Here is a 21,441-nt window from a genome sequence, read left to right on the forward strand (position 1 = left end):
GCGGCCCCGGAACCGTCCCGATCGTCCCTACCGTCGAAGAGTGGCTGACGTCGATCTGATCCTCCCCTGCCTCAACGAGGCGGCCGCGCTGCCCTGGGTGCTCGCCCGGCTCCCGGACGGCGTACGGGGCGTTGTCGCGGACAACGGCTCCACAGACGGCTCTGCCGAGATCGCTGCCGGCCTGGGCGCACTAGTGGTGCCTTGCGCTGTTCGCGGGTACGGCGCCGCGTGCCATGCGGGCCTCGAAGCCAGTACTGCGCCAGGGGTCGCCTTCCTCGATGCGGATGCCTCTCTGGACCCGCGGCAGCTCGTACGGGTAACTGCACCGGTCCTGGGCGGCCAGATCGACCTCATGCTCGGCAGGCGTCGGCCCGTGTCGCGCAGTGTGTGGCCTTGGCACCTGCGGCTGGCCAATGCCGAGTTGTCGCGGCGCATACGGCGGCGTACCGGCGTACAGCTTCGTGATCTGGGTCCGATGCGGGCTGCGCGGCGAGAGGCCTTGCTGGGCTTGGACCTGCGCGACCGGCGGTCCGGCTACCCGCTGGAGACGGTGGTGAAGGCTGCTGACGCGGGCTGGCGGATCGCTGAGGTCGACGTCGACTACCTGCCCCGCTCCGGCCGCTCCAAAGTCACCGGTACGCCGCTGGGCGCCGCGCGGGCCGTGCTGGACATGTCGAAGGTGCTGTCGGCGTGATCGCGGACACGATCATCGTGATCGCGAAGGAGCCGGTCGCCGGCCGGGTGAAGACGCGACTCCAGACCGAGTTCACCCCGGCGGAGGCTGCCGCCCTTGCCCGTGCCTCCCTCTCTGACACCCTCGCAGCCGTCCGCTCCACTGCGGTGCGCCGACACGTCCTCGCGCTGGACGGCCGGCCCGGACCCTGGTTGCCCACCGGCTTCCAGGTGGTGGCGCAACGCGGCGAGGGCCTGGCAGAGCGGCTCGCAAGTGCGTTCGAGGACGCGTACGCCGGTGCGCCCATGCTGCTGGTCGGGATGGACACGCCGCAGCTGACCAGCGAGCTCCTGTCGGTCGACTGGGGTGAGCACGACGCAGTACTGGGCCTGACCGAGGACGGCGGCTACTGGTGTCTCGGGTTGCGTGAGCCGGACCGTCGCGCGCTGGTCGGCGTACCGATGTCCACTGATCACACCGGCGCCGACCAGCTGACCCGGCTGCGGTTGCTCGGCTATAGGGTCCTGCTGCTGCCCAAGCTGCGAGACATGGACACGCCAGCGGACGCCGCGGCTCTCGCTGCGCGCTTCCCGGGCTTGCGGGTCTCACGGTTGCATCGGCGGTTGCAGCACTCGGCCTCACCGGCCCTGTTGTTCGAGAAGGCGCTGGCCGGGGCGCGGGTCGTTGCTACCGGCACCGATGGGCGCACGGTACCGGCGTTGTGCGAGGTGGACCGCTGGCAGGCTCCGGCTGACGAGGTGGATCGGCTGGCGCTGAGCCGGTGCGAGGGTCCGGTGCTCGACATCGGCTGCGGACCGGGACGGATCGTGACGGCACTGGCCGAGCGCGGTATCCCGGCGCTGGGCGTGGACATCTCCGCCGAGGCTGTCCTGCTCACGACCAACCGTGGCGCTCCCGCTCTGCGGCGGCCAGTGCAGGAACCGCTGCCGGGCGAGGGCCGCTGGGGCAGCGTTCTGTTGATGGACGGCAACATCGGCATTGGGGGCGCGCCCGAGCAACTACTCCGCCGCTGCGCCGAGTTGGTCCGCCCGGACGGCATGGTTCTGGTCGAGGTTGATCCTGATGACGACCTGGACGACACCGCGCCGATCGTCCTGCACAGCGACGGCGGTCGCCGGTCGATGCCGTTGCCTTGGGCAAGGGTTGGCAGCCGCGCTGTACTGCGGCACGCGCTGTCCGCCGACCTGTTGGCCACCGAGGACTGGCGCGCTGCCAACCGGGCCTTCCTCGCCTTCCGCCGCTCCCCCGCCGCGGCGAGTCGCCAGGCGGCGTACCGATGAGAGGCCTTGCGGGCGGTCTCGTCGCCGTCGCTGTCTCGGCGGGAGTGATTGCCGCAGCGGCCGTTGGGTGGTGGCCGAATCTGGTGCTGGTCGTCGGCTGTCTGATTGTCGGCGGTGTCGGCTGGCTGCTCGTGCGGCGGCCGGCCGGGGCGCACGTAGTGCTAGGTGTGGTGGCTGTTGCTGCTCTGTGTCAGGTGCCGGGGCTGCTGAGTGCTCCTATCACCAGTACCGATGCCTATCGGTATGTCTGGGACGGGCGGGTACAGCTCTCGGGTAGTTCGCCGTACTCGCATGTGCCGCTTGCTGATGAGCTGGCACGGCTGCGCGACCCTGTGCTGTTCCCGGGGCTCTCCCCTGCCGATCGCACTGGAGTGACGGGGCCGCCGACGGTCCCGCATGACCCTGCGGCCGTCGCTGCTCTGTCGGCCGACGACCCACGTACCAAGATCAACCGCCCTGCCGTCCCCACCATCTACCCGCCTGTCGCCCAGGCGTACTTCGCAGCGGTCGCACTGGTCACCCCTTGGTCTGCAGGCACCTTCGGACTCCAGGTAGCCGCCGCAGCACTCGCCGTGGCCCTGACAGCGTTATTAGCCCTTCAACTGCGCCGCCGCGGCCGCGATCCACGCTGGGCTGTGCTGTGGGGTTGGTCACCGATAGTGGCCTTGGAGGCCAGCAGCGCCGCCCATGTGGATGTCCTAGCCGCAGTCTTCATCGTCGCCGCTGTCAACCTCGCCACCCGCCGCCGGCCAGTCCTCGCCGGCCTCCTTCTGGGAGCCGCCGCCGCGACCAAGCTCCTGCCTCTGCTGCTGCTCCCTGCCTTCACCGCTTTACGACGTCGCGACGTCCGTACGCCGTTGGTTGCCGTCGGCACCTTGGCCGCCAGCTACCTGCCGCACGTCCTCGCGGCCGGGGCCCTGGTGATCGGCTTCCTGCCCGGCTACCTGACCCAGGAAGGCTTCTCCGACGGCAGCTCCCGCTCGGCGATTCTCGCGCTGGTGTTGCCTCCTGAGGCCCGCCAGCTCGCCGCCGGACTACTAGCACTCACGCTGGCCGTCCTCGCCCTCCACCGCCACGACCGCGAACCGATCGCCGTCACGTGCTGCTGGCTGTACGGCGCCGCGCTGCTGCTCACCACGCCCACCTACCCGTGGTACGGATTGCCCTTGATCGCGCTCGCGGTCTTGGCCAACCGCTTCGAGTGGCTCGTCGTACCGGCCGCCGCTTACCTCGCCTACGGCAGCTTCGGGCACGACCACCGCCAAGGCCTGATCTACCTCGCCGCCGCTGCTGTCGTCCTCAGCGTGAGCACTCTCCGTCACCGACCCGTCCTGCGGAACCGGTTTGACGAACTGGTTGGGGCCCGCCAACACTGAGCGGCGTGAGAATCGCATTGGCCAACTCCGCCGAGTACGCGGAGCTGCACCCGCACGACCTGCCGCTCAAGGCCGCACTGGAGGCCGCCGGGCTCGACCCGGTCGCCGAGACCTGGAGCGACCCGTCGGTCGACTGGTCCTCGTACGACGCGGTGCTGCTGCGTTCCGTCTGGGACTACCACCGGCGCTACCTCGAGTTCACCGCGTGGCTGGACCAACTGGACAAGGCCGGCGTCAAGCTGCTCAACGACAGCGACCTGGTCCGCCGGAACTCCGACAAGCGCTACCTGCTGGAGCTGCGCGAGCGGGGTGTCGCGATCGTGCCGTCGCAGGTGGCGGCCGGTGCGTGCCTGCGCGAGGTCGTCGCCGGGCTGGACGGCCAGGAGATCGTCATCAAGCCGACGGTCAGCGCCACGGCCCACAACACCGTCCGCGGTACTGCGGGCTCCGAGGAGCTCAGCCGCGCGATGGAGGAGCTGCCCGAGGACGTCTACCTCGTGCAGCCGTTCCAGCCGGAGATCCAGACCGAGGGTGAGTGGTCGCTGATCTTCTTCGGCGGCGAGTTCAGCCACGCGGTCCTGAAGCGCCCGGCAGCTGGTGACTACCGGGTCCAGGACGACTTCGGCGGTACTGCGGAACTGCTCGACCCGCCGGCCGCAGTACTGGCCGGATCGACCGAGGCGCTGGCTGCCGCGAACACTCGCCGCCCGCCGGTCTACGCCCGCGTCGACGGCATCGTGGCCGGTGGCCGCTACCTGCTCATGGAGCTGGAACTGATCGAGCCGTACCTGTTCCTCCCGGAGGCACCGGAGGCCAACACCCGCTTCGCCACTGCAGTTGCCAACCGCTTGAGCTGAGCCGCTTCAGCGGGGGTGGCTGGTGCCGATCAGGAGGGTTACGTCGATCTGCTCGGCGTACGGGGCGTGGCCCTCCAGTGCGCGGCCGACCTGCTTGGCGAAGTACGAGCGCTGCTCGAGTGGGGGCAGCAGGTTGACCGGCAAGGCGGAGTAGACGCCGCCGATGATGCGGTCGAGATCCAGCACGTCGGAGTACTGGTAGCGGGTCTCGCTCACGGTGAAGCCGGCTGCGGCGAGGCTTGCGGCGTACCGGCTGCGGCTCTCCTCGTCCGTGCCGCAGGTCGCGGTGACTTCGGAGTCCAGCCAGAGCTCGAGGTGGCGGCGGAGTGCCCGCGACCAGTCGCTGTCCTGCAGCCAGAGCGGTGTGCCGTTGGTGACCACGGCGACCCCGCCGCCGGTGCGGAGCAGGGGCTGGAGCGCGTGGAACAGGGTGTCGTGGTCCATCCAGTGCAGCGCCTGGCCGATCGTGACCGCTGCAAGGCAGTTCTTGCCGAGCAGCGTGGCGAGGCTCGGGACGTCCGCGTCGGAGCCGACGATCCAGCTGAGGTTGGTCGTGGTGCGGTCGGCTGCGACCCGGCGGGCCTCGGCGAGCATGTCAGGCTCCGGGTCCATGCCGATGACGGCCCGCACCCGCTCCGCGAGCGGCAGGGCCAGCTGACCGGTGCCGCAGCCCAGGTCGAGCACGAGATCGTCCGGGGTCAGCTCGAAGGCCTCCACCAGGCCGTCGATCACCTCAGCCGGGTACCCGCGCCGATAACGCTGGTAGAACCCGGCCACCTCACCTCCGAACCCCAACTCCACACCTCCACTGTGTCAGGCCGGGCCTCGAAAGCCACGCCCTGGGCTATCGCATGAGACGAGCGCGCTGGCTGTCCGGTTTCGTCACGCAGGGCATTAATGTCTGGGGTATGCCGAGCCTCGAGGATGTTCGCAGCGCCGCCGCCGGACTGCGGGGACGGATCCACCGCACGCCGATGGTCGAGTCCTCGGCGTTGGACGAACTCTTCGGCGGCCGGCTCACGCTCAAGGCGGAGCTGTTCCAGAAGACCGGGAGCTTCAAGGTCCGGGGCTTGCTCAACAGGGTGGTCGCGTTGTCGCCGGAAGAACGCGAGCGCGGCGTCATCACCGTTTCGGCCGGCAATGCGGCGGGCGCGTTGGCCTGGGCTGCTCGCGACGCCGGCGTACCGGCGACCGTGGTGATGGCGACTACCGCAGTACCGGCCAAGATAGCGGCTGCTCGCGCTTATGGAGCTCGGGTCGAGTTGGTCGAGGGTGACCTGATGGGTGCCTACGAGTCGATCCGGGACGAGCGGAAGCTGACCGGCGTACACCCGTTCGACGACCTCGCGGTGATCACCGGGCACGCCAGCCTCGGCCTGGAGCTGCTCGAGGACCGCCCGGACATCGGCACCGTGCTGGTCCCGGTCGGCGGCGGCGGGCTCATCTCGGGCGTCGCGCTCGCGGTCAAGCTCATCAGCCCCGGCATCCGCGTGATCGGCATCGAGCCGGAGAACGCCGACGTGGTCAGCCGCAGCCTGGCCGCGGGCTCACCGCAGAAACTGCCCACCGCCAAGAGCGTCGCCGACGGCCTGGCCGCGCCCGTCTGCGGCACCCACAACTACGCGATCATCGCGGAGTACGTCGATCAACTGGTGACCGTGAGCGAGAACGCGCTGGTCGAAGCCACCAAGCTCGTCATGTCCCGCACCAAGCTGGCCCTGGAACCAGCCGCGGCAGCGACCTTCGCCGCCCTCCTGGAACACAAGCTCGAGCTGGGCGACGGCCTGACTGCCGCTGTGGTCAGCGGCGGCAACCTGGACGTCGCCAAGCTCGCCCTGTGAGCTAGGCGTGTGCTGGATCCAGCTTTCGTGGAGGCAGGTCTGAGGTGACGCCGTCACTCGGGTCGTCCACCAGGTCGCCCTGCCGGACCGGATCTTTCTCCGGCAGCAGGATGTCCCGCGCGACGACCAGCATCAGCCACAACGTCCCGGCCATCCGGAGGACGACGGACAGCCAGTAGATCCGGTCCGGCTCCTCCGGCGCCCCCGGCACCAGGAACTGGGCCAGATGCAGCCAGACCATCATCCAGTAGAAGCATTCGCAGGCCTGCCAGATCAGCCAGTCCCGCAGCTTCGGCCGGGCCAGCGCGACCAGCGGCAGCAGCCACAGCACGTACTGCGGCGAGTACACCTTGTTGACCAGCAGGAACGCCGCGACCACCAGGAACGCCAGTTGAGCGAAGCGCGGCGGCCTCGGCGCCATCAGCCCGAGAATCGCGATCGACAGACACAATCCGGCGAAGATCACGATGTTCAGCTGGTTGACGTCGGCGACCTCGCGCTTGGCGAGCTTGAGCACGTACCAGATCGAGCCGTAGTCGCTCTCGCGTTCGTCGTTGAAGACCCAGAACGACATCCACTCGTTCTTGGCCAGCAGGTAGATCGGCGCGTTCACCAAACCCCAACTGAACGCCGTTGCCACCGCGGCCAAGAACCACTGCCACAACTTGCGGCCTCGCAAGCAGACGATCAGTAGAGGCCCGAGCAGCAGGAACGGGTAGAACTTCGCGGCCGTGCCGAGCCCGAGCAGCAGACCGAACCAGATCGGTTTGCCTCGCGACCAGGCGTACATCGCCCCCGCGGTCAGCACGACGGCGAACAGGTCCCAGTTGATGGTGGAAGTGAAGGCCAGCACCGGCGCGGCAGCGACGTACAGGGCAACCATCGGCTGCCCACGCGCTCCGCCGGGCCGTCTGGCGACGCCTCGCGCGGTGGCCATGGTCAGCCCGACGAGGAGTAGCGCGCAGAGGAACAGCATCGCGACGTTGACGACGAAGAAGACACCAGCCGTGTCGCGCTTCTGCGCCTCGGTCAGATCCTGCTTCGGGTCGCCGGTGAACACCCAGGTGATCTGCGCCGCGGCCTCCATGAAGGCGCCGGTCAGCACCGGGTACTCCAGCACCGGATAGTTCCCGGTGTCGAGGAACGGCCGGTTACCCTCGGCGAAGCCGCGCTCCTGGTACAGATACCCGATATCGGAGTAGCACAGCGCCTTGAACGGCCGCCAGTTCTGCCGATCCCAGCCGGCATCCATACACGGCGCCTTCTGCAGCACCCCGAGCGCGAACGTGAACGTACACACCGCGAGCGCGATCCGCAACGGAGTCCACCAGGACGAACTGAGCCGGGCAAACCGCCCCGCCGGACCGCCCAACCCCACCGTCAACCCCGCAACGGCCGGTTCGACCTCAGGCAGCCGAGGCTGCGAGTCCTGGGCCTCACCCTGGGCCTCGCCCTGGCCTTTGCCTTGGGCACGTGGTGGCGTCACGATGGCCATCGTCTCCTATCAGCTCCACCACCTGTCAGGCGGCGCCCGCCAGGTTACCCACGATGTCCACCCCCATGCGTCAAGACACCCCTGTACTACGCCCCACGCCCCCTCCGCCGCTCGCCCCTCGTCGCTCTCGACTCCGAACGCACACCAAGTCGGGCTTGCGGACGGCTATGGCAACCGATAAGTTGCTATGCATAGCAACCGAAGGGTTGCGAAGGAGGCGGAGATGGTTTCGGATGTGATCGAGCGGGTTGTGGTGCTGCGGCATCCGGTCGAGCGGGTGTGGGCGGCTTTGACTACTGCGGAAGGGCTCTCGCGGTGGTTCGGGTCGGTCGCGGAGGTTGAGCTGCGGCCCGGTGGGCGCGCGTTCTTCCGGTGGGACGAGCTCGACGACGAATCCGTCGCCACGGTCGTGATGGTTGACCCACCACACCGGTTCTCCTTCCGGTGGGGGATGTACGGCGTACCGGCGGATGACGCTCCTCAGACGCTGGTGGAGTTCACCCTCGAGCCGGTACCGGAGGGCACTCGTCTGCGTCTCGTGGAGAGCGGGTTCGCCCAGGCTGCCGACGACGTGGCGGAGGCTGCTCACAAGGCCAACAGCCTCGGATGGACCGTCGAGCTCGCCGACCTGGAGAACTACCTCGATGCCGCCTGACCCAGAAGAGCAGGCCGTTGCGGTCTTCGTAGCGCTCACCGATCCAACTCGCCGCGCGCTGCTGGAGGAACTCGCCCGCGCAGGCCCCGCCACCGTCACCGATCTGGCGCGCCGGCTACCGATCAGCCGCCAAGCAGTCGCCAAACACCTCGGCCACCTCGCCGAAGCCGGCCTCATCACCGCCGGCGAGCCAACTGGCCGCCGCCACCCCTACCGGTTGGAACCAGCCGCGATCCGCCCGGCCCAAGTGTGGCTGGCCAGGCTCGCCAACAGATGGGACGACCGGCTGTCCGCGCTCGAACGCGCACTCGACGCCGACACAGACAAGGAGTCACTCCACGATGAGCAAGCCTGAGTTCACCGCCGGCCTCAACCTCGCCATGAAGATCCCCAAGGCCCAGTACGACGAAACCGTCGCCTTCTACCGCGACACCCTGGGCTTCGACGTCAAGGAAGAAGACGTCTCCTACGCGCCGACCGTCTCGAAAACCCACTCGGTGCAGTTCGGCCCCAACACCCTGTGGCTCGACCGCGTCGACAACTACAGCCGGCCCGACCTCTGGCTACAACTCCACACCGACGACCTGGACGCCGCAACCAGCAAGCTCGCCGCCACCGGCATCCACCCCTGCGACGAGGTCGAACCCCTGCAGAACCTCGACTCCAGAACCCACTGGATCAAAAACCCAGCCGGCATCGTCCACCTCCTCGCGGAATCCGCAGCTCCCAACGCCCCGGTGAGCTGACCCCCGACGCCGCTCACGATCAGGCCGAGGCGCCACCCACGACGTGGATGGCGCCTCGATGCTTCCGCCCGCTCAGGTGCCGGCGCGGGGGTAGATCAGCGGGAGGAGCTTGTAGTCGTCGGCGTTCGGGACCAGCGAGATGTACGTACCGGAGTACAGGCAGCTGGACGTTGAGGTGTTGTGGTTGAGCGACAGCGCGTGGCCGAGTTCGTGGCAGGCGATGGTGCGGCGCTCGGCGGCGGTCAGCGAATAGCTGTCGTTGAGTTTGACCGAGACCGGGCCCTGGGTGTTCGGGGTCCACGAGGTCAGGCCGAGCCAGCCGGTGGCGCCGTACGCGCCGTTGTTGACCGTCACGCAATGGACGCCGGTCGGGCAGGCTGAGGATCCGGACTTCCAGTAGGAATCGATGCCGGTGGACCGATTCCATTCGGTCACCGAAGCCACGACGGGCCAGGCGGAGGACGAGGAATCCAGGAAATAGATCTGCGGGTCGTTATAGCTGCCGTAGTCCCACTGATGATCACACCATTGCCGAGCCGTCCCCGAGCTCAAGCAGGCCAGGGCTTTCGGCTGCGTGGATTGATTGGGCTGACTGGACGGCGGCGCCTGTCCTTTGTCCAGTACTCCGGTCACTCCGCTGCGGCGAAGCTTGTCGCGCAACTGATCCGGCGTCACCCCTTTGGCGGGGTCGTAGATGGTCACCGTCAGATTGCCCGCCCGGTCTTTGCCGGTGACGTAGACCGTGTCGTGATCGGAGTCCGTCGCCGCGGCGGCGGGAGCCGCGACCGGTTCTGCTGGCTGGGCGTTACTGCTGGTGGTGAGCGCGACGGCAGTCAGTACTCCGACGGCGCCAATGGCAGCAAAGCGTTTCGCTAGCCTCACGATTTCCTCTCGATAGCGAATCGCGGTTCCCCTGAGTGATCGAACCGCTACTTCACCGGATCATCGATCCGAGGATCTTGGCTAGGTACGAAGCGTTTGTTTGTCACCACTCAGGCGCGAAACCCATCCACGGACCGAGACGATCGATGAGACAGCTCAACAGAACGGCCACCATCAGTGCCCGCAACGCAAATCCCTAAACAAAACCGCCGAATTCAGCAAGTGTCAACGGGCTTCTTCAGCGGGAAACTGCAGGGCGAGGGAGCTTTGCACCTTGTAGTGCTGCTCAAGAAAGGCACGCTCGTCCAGGCGCTTACGCCTGAGCCACCCGGTGACCTCGTCATTACATTTACTGGCATTGCAGGAATCGCAGGCCGGCGCAATATTGGCCAACGTGTACCGACCACCACGGGACAACGGCAGGACGCAATCCCGCTGCAACGGCCGGTCCACCGCACCGCAGTACGCACAACCAACCCAAGCCGCCTTGAGCGCCACCCACTGCTCGTCGGTCAGATCATGCTCAACACTGTCCATCCGCCGCTTACGCTTCCGGGCCGCCCTGGCCCGACGGCTCCGATTGACCACCACCCGCGCAGCGTACTGCGCACAACCCGCCCCACCCCGACAAAACACCAGAGTCGCGAGGACCGGGTCAGCCGTCAGCGAGGACTCTCTGGAGTAAATGACCGAGCTGCGGCGGAAAGATCGTGTCGGGCGCTTCGATCAACTCCCCCACACTCCACCACCGGAAGCCCAAGATGCTCCTGGCTTCGTCCTCGGACAGACTCGTCGGCCTGGGATCGAACCGCTCGACTGCGTGCAGCAGCCACTCCTCGTGGACGTCGACGACACGACCACCGAACTCGTAGGTGTGATCGCGCTGCCACACCAGACGCCCCGGCGACAGATCGACCAGGCCAGTCTCTTCGTAGGCCTCCCGCGCCGCAGCCTCCTGCAAGGTCTCCCCAACCTCGACACCCCCACCCACCGGATACCAGCACTCGGCCCGTGTCCGAGGATCCGCGGCCCGAATGAGAAGCAGGCAGTCACCTTCATCCACCAACAACAACTTCACCGCCAGTCTCGCCATCCCCAAGACACTAGAGTCAGGGACCGACAGTCAGCCGGTGGTGCCGAGAACCCCGACGTCGACCGCAAGCGGCCGGTGCCTGGAGCGGGGAACCTCAGCCCGCATTGCGGAGGAGGAAGTCGGTTTGAGGGTCTCGGCCGAAGGTGGGGTCGGCCGGGGCGTTCGGGTCGTGGGTGGCGATGGTGTCTTCGAGCTTGACCGGTGGTGGCAGGTGCTTGAAGTCTCCGACCGCGAGGCGATGCTCAGTGTCGGCGGGTTCGATCTCTTCCGGGGTGGCCGGCGTGGCATCCGTCATCGCGTACTCCTGGGGAAGAGTTGTTGTTCCTGTGCGTGATAGACGCCCGGACCGAGGAGTTTGTTCCAGCCGAGTCCGGGCAGCTATCCGGGGAAAGCCTTCCAGTGGCCTTCGGAGATGACCTCGACGGTGCCGTCGGTCACCTTGATGGCGGTCTGGTCGTCGATGGCGTACGACGGACCTGCGATGCCGGCAGCCCATTTCTCCGCCTCGACCAGGGTGTTCTCCGGCATCTGCTCGTGGTCCAGGTGCGGGAAGATCGAGAAGTCGACGACCCCGAGCGTGCGGTCATCCGGCGCGGAAGCCCACGAGACGAAGTCGGCGCCGATCCGCGGGGTCATCACCATGCTGCCGGCACTCAGCCCTACCCAGACCATCTCGGGTAGCGACGAGATGAGGTCGGACAGCCCTGATTCCCGCATCCAGTGGTACAGGTACGTCGCGTCGCCGCCGTCCACCAGCAGCACGTCGGCCTCTCGAACCCACGGCACCCAACGCTCCTCGCCGATGCTGGGCAGTGCGGTGAGCTCGAGGACGCCCAAGGAAGCCCAACCCAGGCTGGTCATCCCGTGCCACGGAGGCTCGCCGGCAACGAAGCGCCGCACCGAGGCAGGCCCCAACATCGGGTGACCCCACTGAGCCGTGGGGACGCAGAGCGCCCGGCACTCGGAGATCGGCTTACCCAGCAGCTCAACCAGCGCGCCGCGGATGCTCTCGTTGGTGATACCCCCGGAAGTGAGAAGGAGCTTCACAACGCCTCCCGAGTCGAATTCGCGCGGACGACCAACCGTGAACCCGTCATGACCTGACTCCTTGTCCTGGCGTCCCCAGCGGCCGCCATTCACCTACACCACGAACGCTGCAACCCGGATCCGACACCTTGCCAGAAGATTCACCGGGCCGCACGCCCGCATCGGGGTCACCGCGACGTGGGAGCAACAAGCGGGCCGGAGCTACCCGCCCCACAGAAGGCAAGCAACGGACCTGCGTCAGTCTCACGCGACACAGCGGGCGCGCTGGCTCAGCAGTGGCCCGGGCTTCGTCCCGACCGACAGGAGGTAGTCCCGGATTCCTGGCCAGTGGCTCACTCGCTGAGCGGGCGTAGGCGCTTGCCCACCGACTATGTCCTGTCGCTCGGGACACCAGACGAGTCCGCCTACCGCTCTAGCAAGCACCTCAGGAGAGGTCGCCCAGGCATCGACTGGCCGCCTTGTCATGCCGGGAGTCCTCAACGGGCCGCGGTCCCCCATGCGACCAGCGGACTACCCGGCACCGACGACCGGCCAACTGGCCAACTGGCGAGCGGAGCCGGAGGCGCGGGCAATCGCCCGACCAGCCACGCCACTCGGCAGAACGCCCGCCACACATCGGTGTCACCGCGACGCCGGAGCGGCAAGCGTGGGCGAGTGCGAGCACCCAGAACTCGGAGAGAGGTAGGAGCGACCGGCGGCTAGTGCGCAGGAACCACCCACCCCGGCCGACCGAAGGCAAGACACCGGCTCGCATCGGGGTCACCGCGACGCAGGCGCGGCAAAGCCGGGTGGGTGGGAGCACCCAGAGCGGGGAGCGACGTAGGAGCGAGCGGCGGCGGGTGCGTGGGCGTAGTACGTGGGTTACAGCTTGGCGTGGCGGTTTACGTCTTTGTAGAGGAGGTAGCGGAAGCGCCCCGGGCCGCCGGCGTAGCAAGCTTGGGGGCAGAAGGCTCGGAGCCAGAGGAAGTCGCCTTCTTGGACTTCAACCCAGTCCTTGTTGAGCAAGTACACAGCCTTGCCTTCGAGGATGTAGATGCCGTGTTCCATCACGTGTGTCTCCGGGAACGGGATCACGCCGCCGGGTTCGAAGGTGACGATGTTGACGTGCATGTCGTGCCGCACGTCGAGCGGATCCACGAACCGCTGCGTCCGCCACCGTCCCTCCGTGTCCGGCATCTCAACAGCCTCAACCTCGACCTCGTTCGTCACGAAAGCCTCGGGTATGGAGACCCCCTCCACCCGCTCGTACGCCTTCCGGAAGAAGTGGAACGACGCGACCCGGTCGCTGGTGTTCCGAAGCGCCCAGTCAACCCCCGGCGGCAGGAACGCGTACCCGCCCGGCGCCAGCTCATGCTTGTCCCCGGCAACAGTCAGCACCAAGTTGCCGTCGACAACAAACAGCACCGCCTCCGCCCCAGGGTCCGTCTCCGGCCGATCACTCCCACCACCCGGCGAAACCTCCACCAGGTACTGCGAGAACGTCTCCGCAAACCCAGACAACGGCCTGGCCAGCACCCAAAGTCTCGTCGACTCCCAGAACGGCAGCTGGCTCGTGACGATGTCCCGCATCGTGCCGCGCGGCAGTACGGCGTACGACTCCGTGAAGACGGCCCGGTCGGTCGTCAGCTCGGTCTGCGCGGGCAGCCCGCCCTTTGGCGAGTAGTAGGTCATGCGTCGTCTCCTCGGGAAAGTAGCCGGCCTCTGGGCTCGGCGTAGATGTCGATGGGCCGGCCGCGCAGCCAGGTACTGCGAACCACGCCGGCGAGCGAGCGTCCGGCGTACGGCGTGATGGCGTTCTTGTGGTGAAGTGTGTCGACGTCGACAACAAAGGTCGCGTCGGGCGCGAAAACGCAGAAGTCGGCGTCGTACCCGGGCTCAAGCCGACCCTTGCGCGCCAGACCCGCCTGCCGAGCCGGCGCCTCACACATCCAACGAGCGACATCGCTCAAAGTGAAGCCGCGCTCCCGTGCCCCGGTCCACACCACCGAAAGGCCGACCTGAAGTGACGCGATGCCACCCCAAGCAGCGCCGAAGTCACCAGTGTCCAGCCGCTTGAGCTCAACGGTCGACGGTGAGTGATCGGAGACGACCAGATCGATCAGCCCCTCACGCAACCCCTCCCACAGCAACGAGCGGTTCGCGGCCTCCCGGATCGGCGGACAGCACTTGTACTGCGTGGCGCCGTCCGGGATCTCCTCGGCGGCGAAGGTCAAGTAGTGCGGACAAGTCTCAGCCGTGATCCGCACACCCTCGCTCCGAGCGGCGGCCAGCAACGGCAGAACCTCAGCGCTCGACACATGAAGTATGTGCACTCGGCAACCAGTTCGCCGGGCAAGCTCGATCACCTGAGCCACCGCGACGTTCTCCGCCTCGCGCGGCCGGGAGCCCAGGAAGCGCTGATAACTCGCACCCTCCGGAGCGGGCGCGCTGTCGATCCCGTGAGCGTCCTCGGCGTGCACGATCAGCAACCCGTCGAAGGAGGCCAGCTCACGCATCGCCTGCTCGACCGCACCAAGGTCGAGCGGCGGAAACTCGTCGACGCCCGAGTGCAGCAGGAAACACTTGAACCCGAAAACCCCCGCCTCGTGCAGCGGCCGCAACCAACCTGAATTGCCCGGGATCGCACCGCCCCAGAACCCGACATCGACGTACGCCTGGCTCTCCGCGGTCTTCCGCTTCACGTCCAGCGCCGGTACGTCGCAGGTCGGCGGTATGCTGTTCAGCGGCATGTCGATGATCGTGGTGACACCGCCCGCCGCGGCTGCCCTGGTCGCGCTGGTGAAGCCCTCCCAGTCGGTCCGGCCGGGATCGTTGACGTGCACGTGCGAGTCGACGAGCCCGGGCATCAGCACTTCGTCATCGGCCAGTTCGAGCTCCTCGCGACCGGTGTCACCAGGCTCGACGGCAACGAACCGGCCGTCCGCGACTCCGATCACGCCCGGCCCGATATCCGTAGCCCCGGTACCCGTAGTACTGACCATCCGGCGGGCCCGGATGACGAGGTCCAGCACGGTCATGCGGTCCCCCTCTCAGTTGTCCTCATCGTAGATCCGCCGCGATCCGCTCACCGAGCTCTCGCAGCAACGGCGCGGGATCGGCGATACAACGCCGTACGTCGGGCTCCACATCGGTGAGCGCGTACGCCGCGCCGATCCCTGCCGACCGCAGCTGCTCAGGCTCGAGCCGATTGGTGCCACAAACAGCAACCACCGGTACTCCGGCCGCTCGCGCGGCGGCAGCCACACCCGCCACGGCCTTCCCGTGCAGCGTCTGCTCGTCGAGCGCGCCTTCGCCGGTCACCACGAGGTCCGCACCCAGCACCCGCTGGTCGAACCCCACCAGTTCCAGCACCAGCTCGATACCCGACCGCAACTCAGCCCCGAGCAGCGCAACCGCCGCAAACCCCACTCCCCCGGCAGCCCCAGCCCCCGGCACCTCCCGAAGGTCGCGACCGGTCGTCCGGGCAACCAGGTCGGCCCAGTGCCCAAGCGCGGCGTCAAGCTGCTCGACCTCGGCGTCGCCGGCGCCCTTCTGAGGCCCGTACGTCGCTGCGGCGCCGGCCGGCCCGGTCAGCGGATTGTCCACGTCGCAGGCGACCACGACCTCGACCTCCTGCAACCTGGCGTGGAGCGCAGTCAGCTCGAGAACCGCCGCTGCCGCCAAACCCGCGCCACCCTCGGCAACTTCCTTGCCCTGAGCATCGAGCACCCTGGCTCCGAGCGCCCGGACCAAACCGGCGCCACCGTCGGTAGAAGCACTCCCCCCGATCCCGAGGATCACCCGCCGGCAACCACTGTCGATCGCCGCGGCCATCACCTCACCCACACCGCGCGAGGAAGCAACCATCGGAGCCGGCTCACCCCCAGCCAACCGAACCAGCCCACAAACATCAGCCAACTCCACCACAGCAGTCCGGCCATGCCGAGCAAACCCACTAGAAACCGGCTCACCCGTAGGCCCGCTGGCCACCACCGGGACCAACTCGAAACCAGCAGCCGCAACCGCGGCGAGCGTCCCGTCACCCCCGTCGGCCACCGGCACACAACCGACCTCAGCATCAGGCAGCACCCGCCGCACGCCCTCCCCCACCAAAGCAGCCACCTGGGCACTCCCCAACGTCCCCTTGAACTTGTCAGAGGCAACGACCACCCGCCGCGCGGAAGAGCGATCCCCCATCAGGCGACGGGCTCGAACTCTGTGACCGCGTCGAGCTCAGTTCCCATGGAGACGTTCGTGACGCGTTCCAGGATGACCTCGACGACCACCGGCACGCGGAACTCGATCATCAGCTTCTTCGCCTGTTCCAGCGCCGGCAGAATCTCGTCCGGCTCGGTCACCCGCAGCGCCTTGCACCCGAGGCCTTCGGCGACCTTCAGATGGTCGACACCATAGCCCTGAAGTTCCGGGCTGTTGATGTTCTCGAACGACAGCTGCACGCAGTAGTCCATCTCCAGACCGCGCTGCGCCTGCCGGATGAGCCCGAGGTAGGAGTTGTTCACCACCACGTGGATGTACGGAATGTTGAACTGCGCACCGACCGCGAGTTCCTCGATCAGGAACTGGAAGTCGTAGTCCCCCGACAGCGCCACGACAGTACTGTCCGGATCCGCCACCGCAACACCGAGCGTCGCCGGCACCGTCCAGCCGAGCGGCCCGGCCTGCCCAGCGTTGATCCAGTGCCGCGGCCGATAGACATGCAGCATCTGCGCGGCCTGGATCTGCGACAACCCGATCGTGGAGACGTACCGCGTCTCCGGCCCGAAAGCCTTGTTCATCTCCGCGTAGACGCGCTGCGGCTTGATCGGCACGTTCGCGAAATCCGTCTTCCGCAGCAACGTCGCCTTCCGCTGCCGGCACTCCTCAGCCCACGCGGACCGATCAGCGAGCCGACCCGAGGCAGCCCACTCCCGCGCCACCTCGACGAAGACCTCCAACGCCGCCCGGGCATCGGACACGATCCCGTAGTCCGGTGCCAGCACCCGCCCGAGCTGCGTCGGCTCGATGTCGACGTGCACGATCTTGCGTCCCTCGGTGTACTTCGCCACCGAACCGGTGTGCCGGTTCGCCCAGCGGTTCCCGATCCCGAGCACGAAGTCGGACGCCAGCAACGTCGCGTTGCCGTACCGGTGCGAGGTCTGCAACCCCACCATCCCGGCGGCCAGCGGATGGTCGTCCGGGATGCTCCCCCACCCCATCAGCGTCGGTACGACGGGCACGCCGACCAATTCGGCGAACTCGACCAGCAACTCGGCCCCATCGGCGTTGATCACGCCGCCTCCGGAAACGATGAGCGGCCGCTCAGCCTCGTTGAGCATCGCGAGCGCCTTCTCGGCCTGCGCGCGCGTCGCGGCCGGCTTGGTCACCCGCAGCGGCTCGTAGGTGTCGATGTCGAACTCGATCTCCGCCAGCTGCACATCGATCGGCAGATCGACGAGCACCGGTCCGGGCCGTCCCTCGCGCATCAGGTGGAAGGCCTTCTGGAAGGTCCCCGGTACCTGAGCCGCTTCCATCACCGTGACGGCCCACTTCGAGACCGGCTTGGCGATCGAGGCGATGTCGACTGCCTGGAAGTCCTCCTTCTGCAACTTGGCCACCGGCGCCTGCCCGGTGATGCAGAGGATGGGGATCGAGTCGGCCGAAGCGGAGTACAGGCCGGTGATCATGTCGGTGCCCGCGGGGCCCGACGTACCGACGCAGATGCCGATGTTGCCCGCCGTGGCCCGGGTGTAGCCCTCGGCCATGTGGGAGGCGGCCTCGACGTGGCGGGCCAGGACGTGCTTGATCCCGCCGTGCTTCTTCATCGCACTGTAGAAGGGGTTGATCGCGGCACCGGGCAGGCCGAACGCCTGGGTGGCACCTTCCTTCTCCAGGATCAGGACCGCGGCGTCGACCGCGCGCATGCGGGCCATCAGGCCGTCGCCTTCCCGGACAGACGCTCCACGCCCCGCAGCAACGCGGAGTGGTCGAGACCACCGTCGCCGTTCGCGCGAGCCGAAGCCACCAGTTGCGCAACCAGAGCACCCAGCGGTACTGCGACACCCGCTTCGCGAGCGGCCGCGGTCACGATGCCCATGTCCTTGTGGTGCAGATCGATCCGGAAGCCGGGCTGGAAGGAGCGGGACAGCATGTTCTCCTTCTTCTGGTTGAGCACCGCCGAACCGGCTAGGCCCCCACCGAGCACCTCCAGCGCGGCCTTGGTGTCCACCCCGTAGGCCTCCAGGAAGATGACGGCCTCGGCCACCGCTTGGATGTTGGCGGCAACGATCAGCTGGTTCGCGGCCTTGACGGTCTGACCCGAACCACTCGGACCGACGTGCACGACGGTCTTGCCGATGGCATCGAACAGCGGCTTGGCGATCGCGAAGTCGTCCGCCTCGCCGCCGACCATGATGGACAGCGCGGCGTTCTTCGCACCGGCCTCACCACCGGAGACGGGAGCGTCGAGCATCCGGAAGCCGAGCGCGCGGGCCTGCTCGGCGAGCTGCTGGGTGACGTCGGGCCGGATGCTGGAGAAGTCGATGATCAGCGTGCCGGTCTCGGCCAGCTGGAAGACGCCGTCGTCCGCGTTGAGCACCTGCTCGACATCGGGCGAGTCCGGCACCATCACGCAGATCACGTCGGCGCCCTTGACCGCGTCGGCCAGCGAGGTCGCGGCGCGCCCACCGGCCTCGATCAGGGCGGCGGCCCGCTCCGGGCTGCGGTCGAAACCGGCGACGGCGTGGCCGGCGGTGGCGAGGTGGACGGCCATCGGGTTGCCCATGATGCCGAGGCCGATGAAGGCGATGTTGGTCATGACGGAATCTCCTAGTTAGCTCAGGTGGTCAGGCGGTGAGGCCGCGGCGCTCGCGCGGCAGCCAGCCGAAGCTCTCGGGGGTGGTGGTGGACGGCTTGTACTCGAGCGAGACCCAGCCGGCGTAGCCGCCGCTCTCGAGGGCGGCGAGCTGCCGGTCGAGCGGCAGCGATCCGGTCCCGGGCTCGTTGCGGCCCGGCGCGTCCGCGATCTGCACATGCGCGATCCGGTCGGTGTGCTCGGCGATCACCCGGTCGACGTCGTCGCCGTTGACCGCGAGGTGGTACAGATCGGCCAGCAGTCCAAGGTTCTGTACGCCGTACTCCGTCCGCACCCGGTCGATGACGCTCAGCACATCGGCCGCCGTGCGGAGCGGGTAGCGCTCGGCTCCGCTGACCGGCTCGACCAGGATCGTCGCGTCGATCCGGGCGGCGGCGCTGGCGGCCAGCCCGAGATTCTCGGCGGCGAGCTCATCCTGCTCACTCGCGGAATGCGCGTCGTCGCGGTTGCCGTAGAGGGCGTTGAAGGCCCGGCAGCCGAGCCGCTCGCCGATCCCGACCGTGGCGTCGATGTTGTCGCGAAACTCGCCGGTGCGCTTGGGCCACGACACCAGGCCGCGGTCGCCCGCGGGCATGTCGCCGGCGAAGAAGTTGAGCCCGACCAGCTGCACTCCGGCGTCCTGGATCGCGGTCACGAAGGCGTCGGCCTCGTGGTCCGACGGGACCGCGCCGGCGAACGGCCACCAGAACTCGACGGCTCCGAAGCCGGCCTCCCGGGCCGCCGCCGGGCGCTCCAGCAGTGGCAGCTCGGTGAACAGGATCGAGCAGTTCACGGCGTGGCGCAGCGCGTGGCTCATGACATCCTTCTCTCGTTTTCCGCATTGTGGAAGTTTGCTTCTGCTATGCGAAATGACCATAGAGCGGCCCTCCGGACCTCGTCAAGCACTGGCCGGCGCCGGGACGGCGGGGTCGGGGCGGGAGCGCGGTCGCTCCGCGGGCGGTGGGTCGGCAGGGCTCGTGTGCGCGGTCTTGCGCGGGTGCTCGTGTGCGCGGGCGTTTCGCGGGGGCGTGTGCGCGTTGTACGTTCCTCCAAGGAGTGGGTTTGGTTCTCGACCGAGCGGAGGAGTGGCGGTGCTGCTTTCCGAGCTCTTCGATGCGCCTGAGTTGGGGCTTCGGCTGTTGCACGCGGCTCGTGGCGCGTACGACCTGCCGATCGGCCGCCTCGTCACCACCGACCTGCTCGAACCGGGCAACTACCTCAACGGCGGCGAGCTCGTCCTGACCGGACTGGTCTGGCGCAGGAGCCAAGCAGACAGCGAGACGTTCGTGGCCTCGGTGGCCGAGCGCGGCGCCACCACGATCCTCGCCGGTAAGGCATTGCTCGGCACGATTCCGGACGACCTGCTCGAGGCCTGCCGGCGACACGAGGTCACGCTCGTCGAGGTGCCCACCGAGGTCGCCTTCGCCGACGTCACCGAGTACGTCGCGGCGGCCGGCGCGGCCGACACCGGCGCCCGGCTGTCCGCGAGTCTCGTCCGCCAGCGCCAGTTGCTGTCGGCAATCGCCTCCGGCCGCAGCCTCGACGAGCTCACCGCCCGGATCTCCACCGAGATCGGGCACGACTGCCGGGTGATCACGTCGACCGGGCGGCACGTCGTACCGGGTCCTGAGCCGTTGGACGACGACACGCTCGACGCGGTCACCAGACGGTTCCTGACCGCCGATCGCACGCCCGCTGTCGCCGACGCGGGCGGTACGGCGTACAGCCTGTTTCCGATCGGGTCGGGTCTCGGCAATCGGCTCACCGCGTGGTTGCTGGTCGTCGACGGTGACCACACCCAGTGGCCCCGCGCCCATGTCGAAGCGGTGCAGGAGCTGTGCGCAATCGCCGCCCTCGACCGGGTACGCCGGGACGAGGGGCGGCTCGCGTTGCGGCCGCTGGTCGCGGATGCGCTGGCCCTGGTCGAGTCGGGCGGACCTCACGCCGAGGTGGCGACTCGGCTGCGCCAGGCCGGAGCGCATTCCGACCGGCCGATGGCTGTCGCCGTGGCCGAGTTGCGGGACGACGGCCCGGTCGAGATTGCGCTCACCGTGTTCGAGGACGTAGCCCTGACGGTCGGCCCGGCCGTGGTCGCCGCGGGACGCGACGGCCTGCTGGTCGCACTCCTGCCCTCATCGCCCGAGCTGCCGAGCCTGCTCCGCCGAGCTTTCGGCCGGCTCTCCCCCGGTCTCGCCAAGGCGCGACTCACGGTCGGTGTCAGCGGCGCGACCACTCTCGACGCGCTGACCGGAGCGCTCGAGGAGGCGCGCTTCGCCCAGCGGGCCGCCCTGGCCGGCCGGACCCGGGTCTCGGTGGTGACCTCGGACGAGGTCGCCTCCCATGTGTTGCTGCTGGCAACGGTCCCCGACGACGTCCGGCGGACCTACGCCCACCGGGTGCTCGGGCCGGTACTCGAGCACGATCGCAAGACCCGTGCCGACCTGATCGCCACGCTGGACGAGTTCCTGGCCTGGTCGGGTTCCTGGTCGCGGACGGCGGAGTCGTTGCACCTGCACGTCAACACCGTCCGGTACCGGATCGAACGCATCGAGCAACTGACCGGTCGCGATCTGTCGCAGTTCGAGGACCGGGTCGACGTCTTCCTGGCGCTCAAGTCGCTCTGACGCTCAGCTTTTGGAGGATCCT

22 protein-coding genes are annotated in these 21,441 nt (G+C 68.1%); 9 read left to right on the forward strand and 13 right to left on the reverse strand.

Annotated elements, in window-relative coordinates; all coding sequences use genetic code 11:
- Positions 1-40 precede the first annotated feature (40 nt).
- The 4 genes from ACQPYM_RS26110 to ACQPYM_RS26125 are packed head-to-tail and all read left to right on the forward strand — an operon-like array spanning position 41 to position 4,207.
- On the forward strand, positions 41-694 hold the full coding sequence (locus tag ACQPYM_RS26110; protein ID WP_433005034.1) for a glycosyltransferase family 2 protein: 654 nt from the start codon (positions 41-43) through the stop codon (positions 692-694).
- Positions 691-1,974 carry a DUF2064 domain-containing protein gene (locus tag ACQPYM_RS26115; RefSeq protein WP_433005037.1) on the forward strand — a complete coding sequence of 428 codons (1,284 nt, stop codon included), beginning with the start codon at positions 691-693 and terminating at the stop codon, positions 1,972-1,974. The genes ACQPYM_RS26110 and ACQPYM_RS26115 overlap by 4 nt, the downstream gene beginning before the upstream one ends.
- Positions 1,971-3,350, forward strand: a complete 1,380-nt coding sequence (locus tag ACQPYM_RS26120; protein ID WP_433005039.1) for a glycosyltransferase 87 family protein — start codon at positions 1,971-1,973, stop codon at positions 3,348-3,350. Before ACQPYM_RS26115 ends, ACQPYM_RS26120 begins: the two co-directional genes overlap by 4 nt.
- Positions 3,351-3,355: 5 nt before the next feature.
- The gene (locus tag ACQPYM_RS26125) at positions 3,356-4,207 is read left to right on the forward strand and encodes an ATP-grasp domain-containing protein (protein WP_433005042.1); all 852 of its coding nucleotides are present in this window, start codon (positions 3,356-3,358) and stop codon (positions 4,205-4,207) included.
- Between the two features lie 6 nt (positions 4,208-4,213).
- Here the strand turns inward: ACQPYM_RS26125 and ACQPYM_RS26130 are convergent, their stop codons facing one another.
- Positions 4,214-5,008, reverse strand: coding sequence for a class I SAM-dependent methyltransferase (locus tag ACQPYM_RS26130; RefSeq protein ID WP_433005045.1), 795 nt, complete (start codon positions 5,006-5,008; stop codon positions 4,214-4,216).
- A 107-nt stretch (positions 5,009-5,115) separates the two neighbouring features.
- Here ACQPYM_RS26130 and ACQPYM_RS26135 point away from each other — a divergent pair, with 107 nt between their 5' ends.
- Positions 5,116-6,048, forward strand: coding sequence for a threonine ammonia-lyase (locus ACQPYM_RS26135; RefSeq protein ID WP_433005048.1), 933 nt, complete (start codon positions 5,116-5,118; stop codon positions 6,046-6,048).
- 1 nt (position 6,049) lies between these two features.
- Here the strand turns inward: ACQPYM_RS26135 and ACQPYM_RS26140 are convergent, their stop codons facing one another.
- Entirely contained in the window at positions 6,050-7,543 is a 1,494-nt protein-coding gene (locus ACQPYM_RS26140) for a glycosyltransferase family 87 protein (protein ID WP_433005051.1), read from the reverse strand.
- Positions 7,544-7,766: 223 nt separating this feature from the next.
- On the opposite strand from ACQPYM_RS26140, the gene ACQPYM_RS26145 reads away from it, so the two are divergent.
- From ACQPYM_RS26145 to ACQPYM_RS26155, 3 genes are read left to right on the forward strand one after another with little or no spacing between them, the layout of a single operon-like run.
- Complete coding sequence (locus ACQPYM_RS26145; protein ID WP_433005054.1) at positions 7,767-8,198, forward strand: SRPBCC domain-containing protein; 432 nt, start codon at positions 7,767-7,769, stop codon at positions 8,196-8,198.
- Positions 8,188-8,553: a metalloregulator ArsR/SmtB family transcription factor gene (locus ACQPYM_RS26150; protein ID WP_433005057.1), complete on the forward strand. Its 366-nt coding sequence runs from the start codon at positions 8,188-8,190 to the stop codon at positions 8,551-8,553. The genes ACQPYM_RS26145 and ACQPYM_RS26150 overlap by 11 nt, the downstream gene beginning before the upstream one ends.
- Complete coding sequence (locus ACQPYM_RS26155; RefSeq protein WP_433005060.1) at positions 8,540-8,944, forward strand: VOC family protein; 405 nt, start codon at positions 8,540-8,542, stop codon at positions 8,942-8,944. Before ACQPYM_RS26150 ends, ACQPYM_RS26155 begins: the two co-directional genes overlap by 14 nt.
- 72 nt (positions 8,945-9,016) lie before the next feature.
- On the opposite strand, the gene ACQPYM_RS26160 is transcribed toward ACQPYM_RS26155, so the two are convergent.
- The 11 genes from ACQPYM_RS26160 to ACQPYM_RS26210 all read right to left on the reverse strand — a co-directional run bounded on the left by ACQPYM_RS26160 (position 9,017) and on the right by ACQPYM_RS26210 (position 19,612).
- Entirely contained in the window at positions 9,017-9,826 is an 810-nt protein-coding gene (locus tag ACQPYM_RS26160) for a hypothetical protein (RefSeq protein ID WP_433005063.1), read from the reverse strand.
- 225 nt (positions 9,827-10,051) lie between these two features.
- Positions 10,052-10,363 carry an HNH endonuclease gene (locus ACQPYM_RS26165; protein WP_433005066.1) on the reverse strand — a complete coding sequence of 104 codons (312 nt, stop codon included), beginning with the start codon at positions 10,361-10,363 and terminating at the stop codon, positions 10,052-10,054.
- Between the two features lie 118 nt (positions 10,364-10,481).
- Positions 10,482-10,919 (reverse strand): NUDIX domain-containing protein, encoded by a 438-nt coding sequence (locus tag ACQPYM_RS26170; protein ID WP_433005069.1) that lies wholly within the window; start codon positions 10,917-10,919, stop codon positions 10,482-10,484.
- Between the two features lie 94 nt (positions 10,920-11,013).
- Positions 11,014-11,214: a hypothetical protein gene (locus ACQPYM_RS26175; protein ID WP_433005072.1), complete on the reverse strand. Its 201-nt coding sequence runs from the start codon at positions 11,212-11,214 to the stop codon at positions 11,014-11,016.
- Between the two features lie 83 nt (positions 11,215-11,297).
- A complete protein-coding gene (locus ACQPYM_RS26180; RefSeq protein ID WP_433005075.1) occupies positions 11,298-11,966 on the reverse strand; it encodes a Type 1 glutamine amidotransferase-like domain-containing protein in 669 nt (222 codons plus the stop codon).
- An 861-nt stretch (positions 11,967-12,827) separates the two neighbouring features.
- Positions 12,828-13,637, reverse strand: a complete 810-nt coding sequence (locus tag ACQPYM_RS26185) for a bifunctional allantoicase/(S)-ureidoglycine aminohydrolase (protein ID WP_433005078.1) — start codon at positions 13,635-13,637, stop codon at positions 12,828-12,830.
- A complete protein-coding gene (gene allB, locus ACQPYM_RS26190) occupies positions 13,634-14,983 on the reverse strand; it encodes an allantoinase AllB (RefSeq protein WP_433005081.1) in 1,350 nt (449 codons plus the stop codon). Before allB ends, ACQPYM_RS26185 begins: the two co-directional genes overlap by 4 nt.
- Before the next feature lie 22 nt (positions 14,984-15,005).
- Positions 15,006-16,067: a glycerate kinase gene (locus tag ACQPYM_RS26195; protein ID WP_433005084.1), complete on the reverse strand. Its 1,062-nt coding sequence runs from the start codon at positions 16,065-16,067 to the stop codon at positions 15,006-15,008.
- Positions 16,068-16,141: 74 nt separating this feature from the next.
- The gene (gcl, locus tag ACQPYM_RS26200) at positions 16,142-17,875 is read right to left on the reverse strand and encodes a glyoxylate carboligase (RefSeq protein WP_433005087.1); all 1,734 of its coding nucleotides are present in this window, start codon (positions 17,873-17,875) and stop codon (positions 16,142-16,144) included.
- Positions 17,875-18,759 carry a 2-hydroxy-3-oxopropionate reductase gene (locus ACQPYM_RS26205; RefSeq protein WP_433005090.1) on the reverse strand — a complete coding sequence of 295 codons (885 nt, stop codon included), beginning with the start codon at positions 18,757-18,759 and terminating at the stop codon, positions 17,875-17,877. Before ACQPYM_RS26205 ends, gcl begins: the two co-directional genes overlap by 1 nt.
- Positions 18,760-18,787: 28 nt before the next feature.
- Entirely contained in the window at positions 18,788-19,612 is an 825-nt protein-coding gene (locus ACQPYM_RS26210) for a hydroxypyruvate isomerase family protein (protein ID WP_433005093.1), read from the reverse strand.
- Between the two features lie 274 nt (positions 19,613-19,886).
- Here ACQPYM_RS26210 and ACQPYM_RS26215 point away from each other — a divergent pair, with 274 nt between their 5' ends.
- Complete coding sequence (locus tag ACQPYM_RS26215) at positions 19,887-21,419, forward strand: PucR family transcriptional regulator (RefSeq protein WP_433005096.1); 1,533 nt, start codon at positions 19,887-19,889, stop codon at positions 21,417-21,419.
- Positions 21,420-21,441 lie beyond the last annotated feature (22 nt).

Origin of the sequence: Kribbella sp. CA-294648 (assembly GCF_050943845.1) — a bacterium.
In the GTDB taxonomy this organism is placed as follows: domain Bacteria; phylum Actinomycetota; class Actinomycetes; order Propionibacteriales; family Kribbellaceae; genus Kribbella.

Coding starts and splice junctions, on each gene's coding strand:
- ACQPYM_RS26120 (WP_433005039.1), top strand. CDS start 1,971: ATGAGAGGCCTTGCGGGCGGTCTCGTCGCCGTCGCTGTCTCGGCGGGA.
- ACQPYM_RS26135 (WP_433005048.1), top strand. CDS start 5,116: ATGCCGAGCCTCGAGGATGTTCGCAGCGCCGCCGCCGGACTGCGGGGA.
- ACQPYM_RS26140 (WP_433005051.1), bottom strand. CDS start 7,543: ATGGCCATCGTGACGCCACCACGTGCCCAAGGCAAAGGCCAGGGCGAG.
- ACQPYM_RS26145 (WP_433005054.1), top strand. CDS start 7,767: ATGGTTTCGGATGTGATCGAGCGGGTTGTGGTGCTGCGGCATCCGGTC.
- ACQPYM_RS26150 (WP_433005057.1), top strand. CDS start 8,188: ATGCCGCCTGACCCAGAAGAGCAGGCCGTTGCGGTCTTCGTAGCGCTC.
- ACQPYM_RS26155 (WP_433005060.1), top strand. CDS start 8,540: ATGAGCAAGCCTGAGTTCACCGCCGGCCTCAACCTCGCCATGAAGATC.
- ACQPYM_RS26165 (WP_433005066.1), bottom strand. CDS start 10,363: ATGGACAGTGTTGAGCATGATCTGACCGACGAGCAGTGGGTGGCGCTC.
- ACQPYM_RS26170 (WP_433005069.1), bottom strand. CDS start 10,919: ATGGCGAGACTGGCGGTGAAGTTGTTGTTGGTGGATGAAGGTGACTGC.
- ACQPYM_RS26175 (WP_433005072.1), bottom strand. CDS start 11,214: ATGACGGATGCCACGCCGGCCACCCCGGAAGAGATCGAACCCGCCGAC.
- ACQPYM_RS26185 (WP_433005078.1), bottom strand. CDS start 13,637: ATGACCTACTACTCGCCAAAGGGCGGGCTGCCCGCGCAGACCGAGCTG.
- allB (WP_433005081.1), bottom strand. CDS start 14,983: ATGACCGTGCTGGACCTCGTCATCCGGGCCCGCCGGATGGTCAGTACT.
- gcl (WP_433005087.1), bottom strand. CDS start 17,875: ATGGCCCGCATGCGCGCGGTCGACGCCGCGGTCCTGATCCTGGAGAAG.
- ACQPYM_RS26205 (WP_433005090.1), bottom strand. CDS start 18,759: ATGACCAACATCGCCTTCATCGGCCTCGGCATCATGGGCAACCCGATG.
- ACQPYM_RS26210 (WP_433005093.1), bottom strand. CDS start 19,612: ATGAGCCACGCGCTGCGCCACGCCGTGAACTGCTCGATCCTGTTCACC.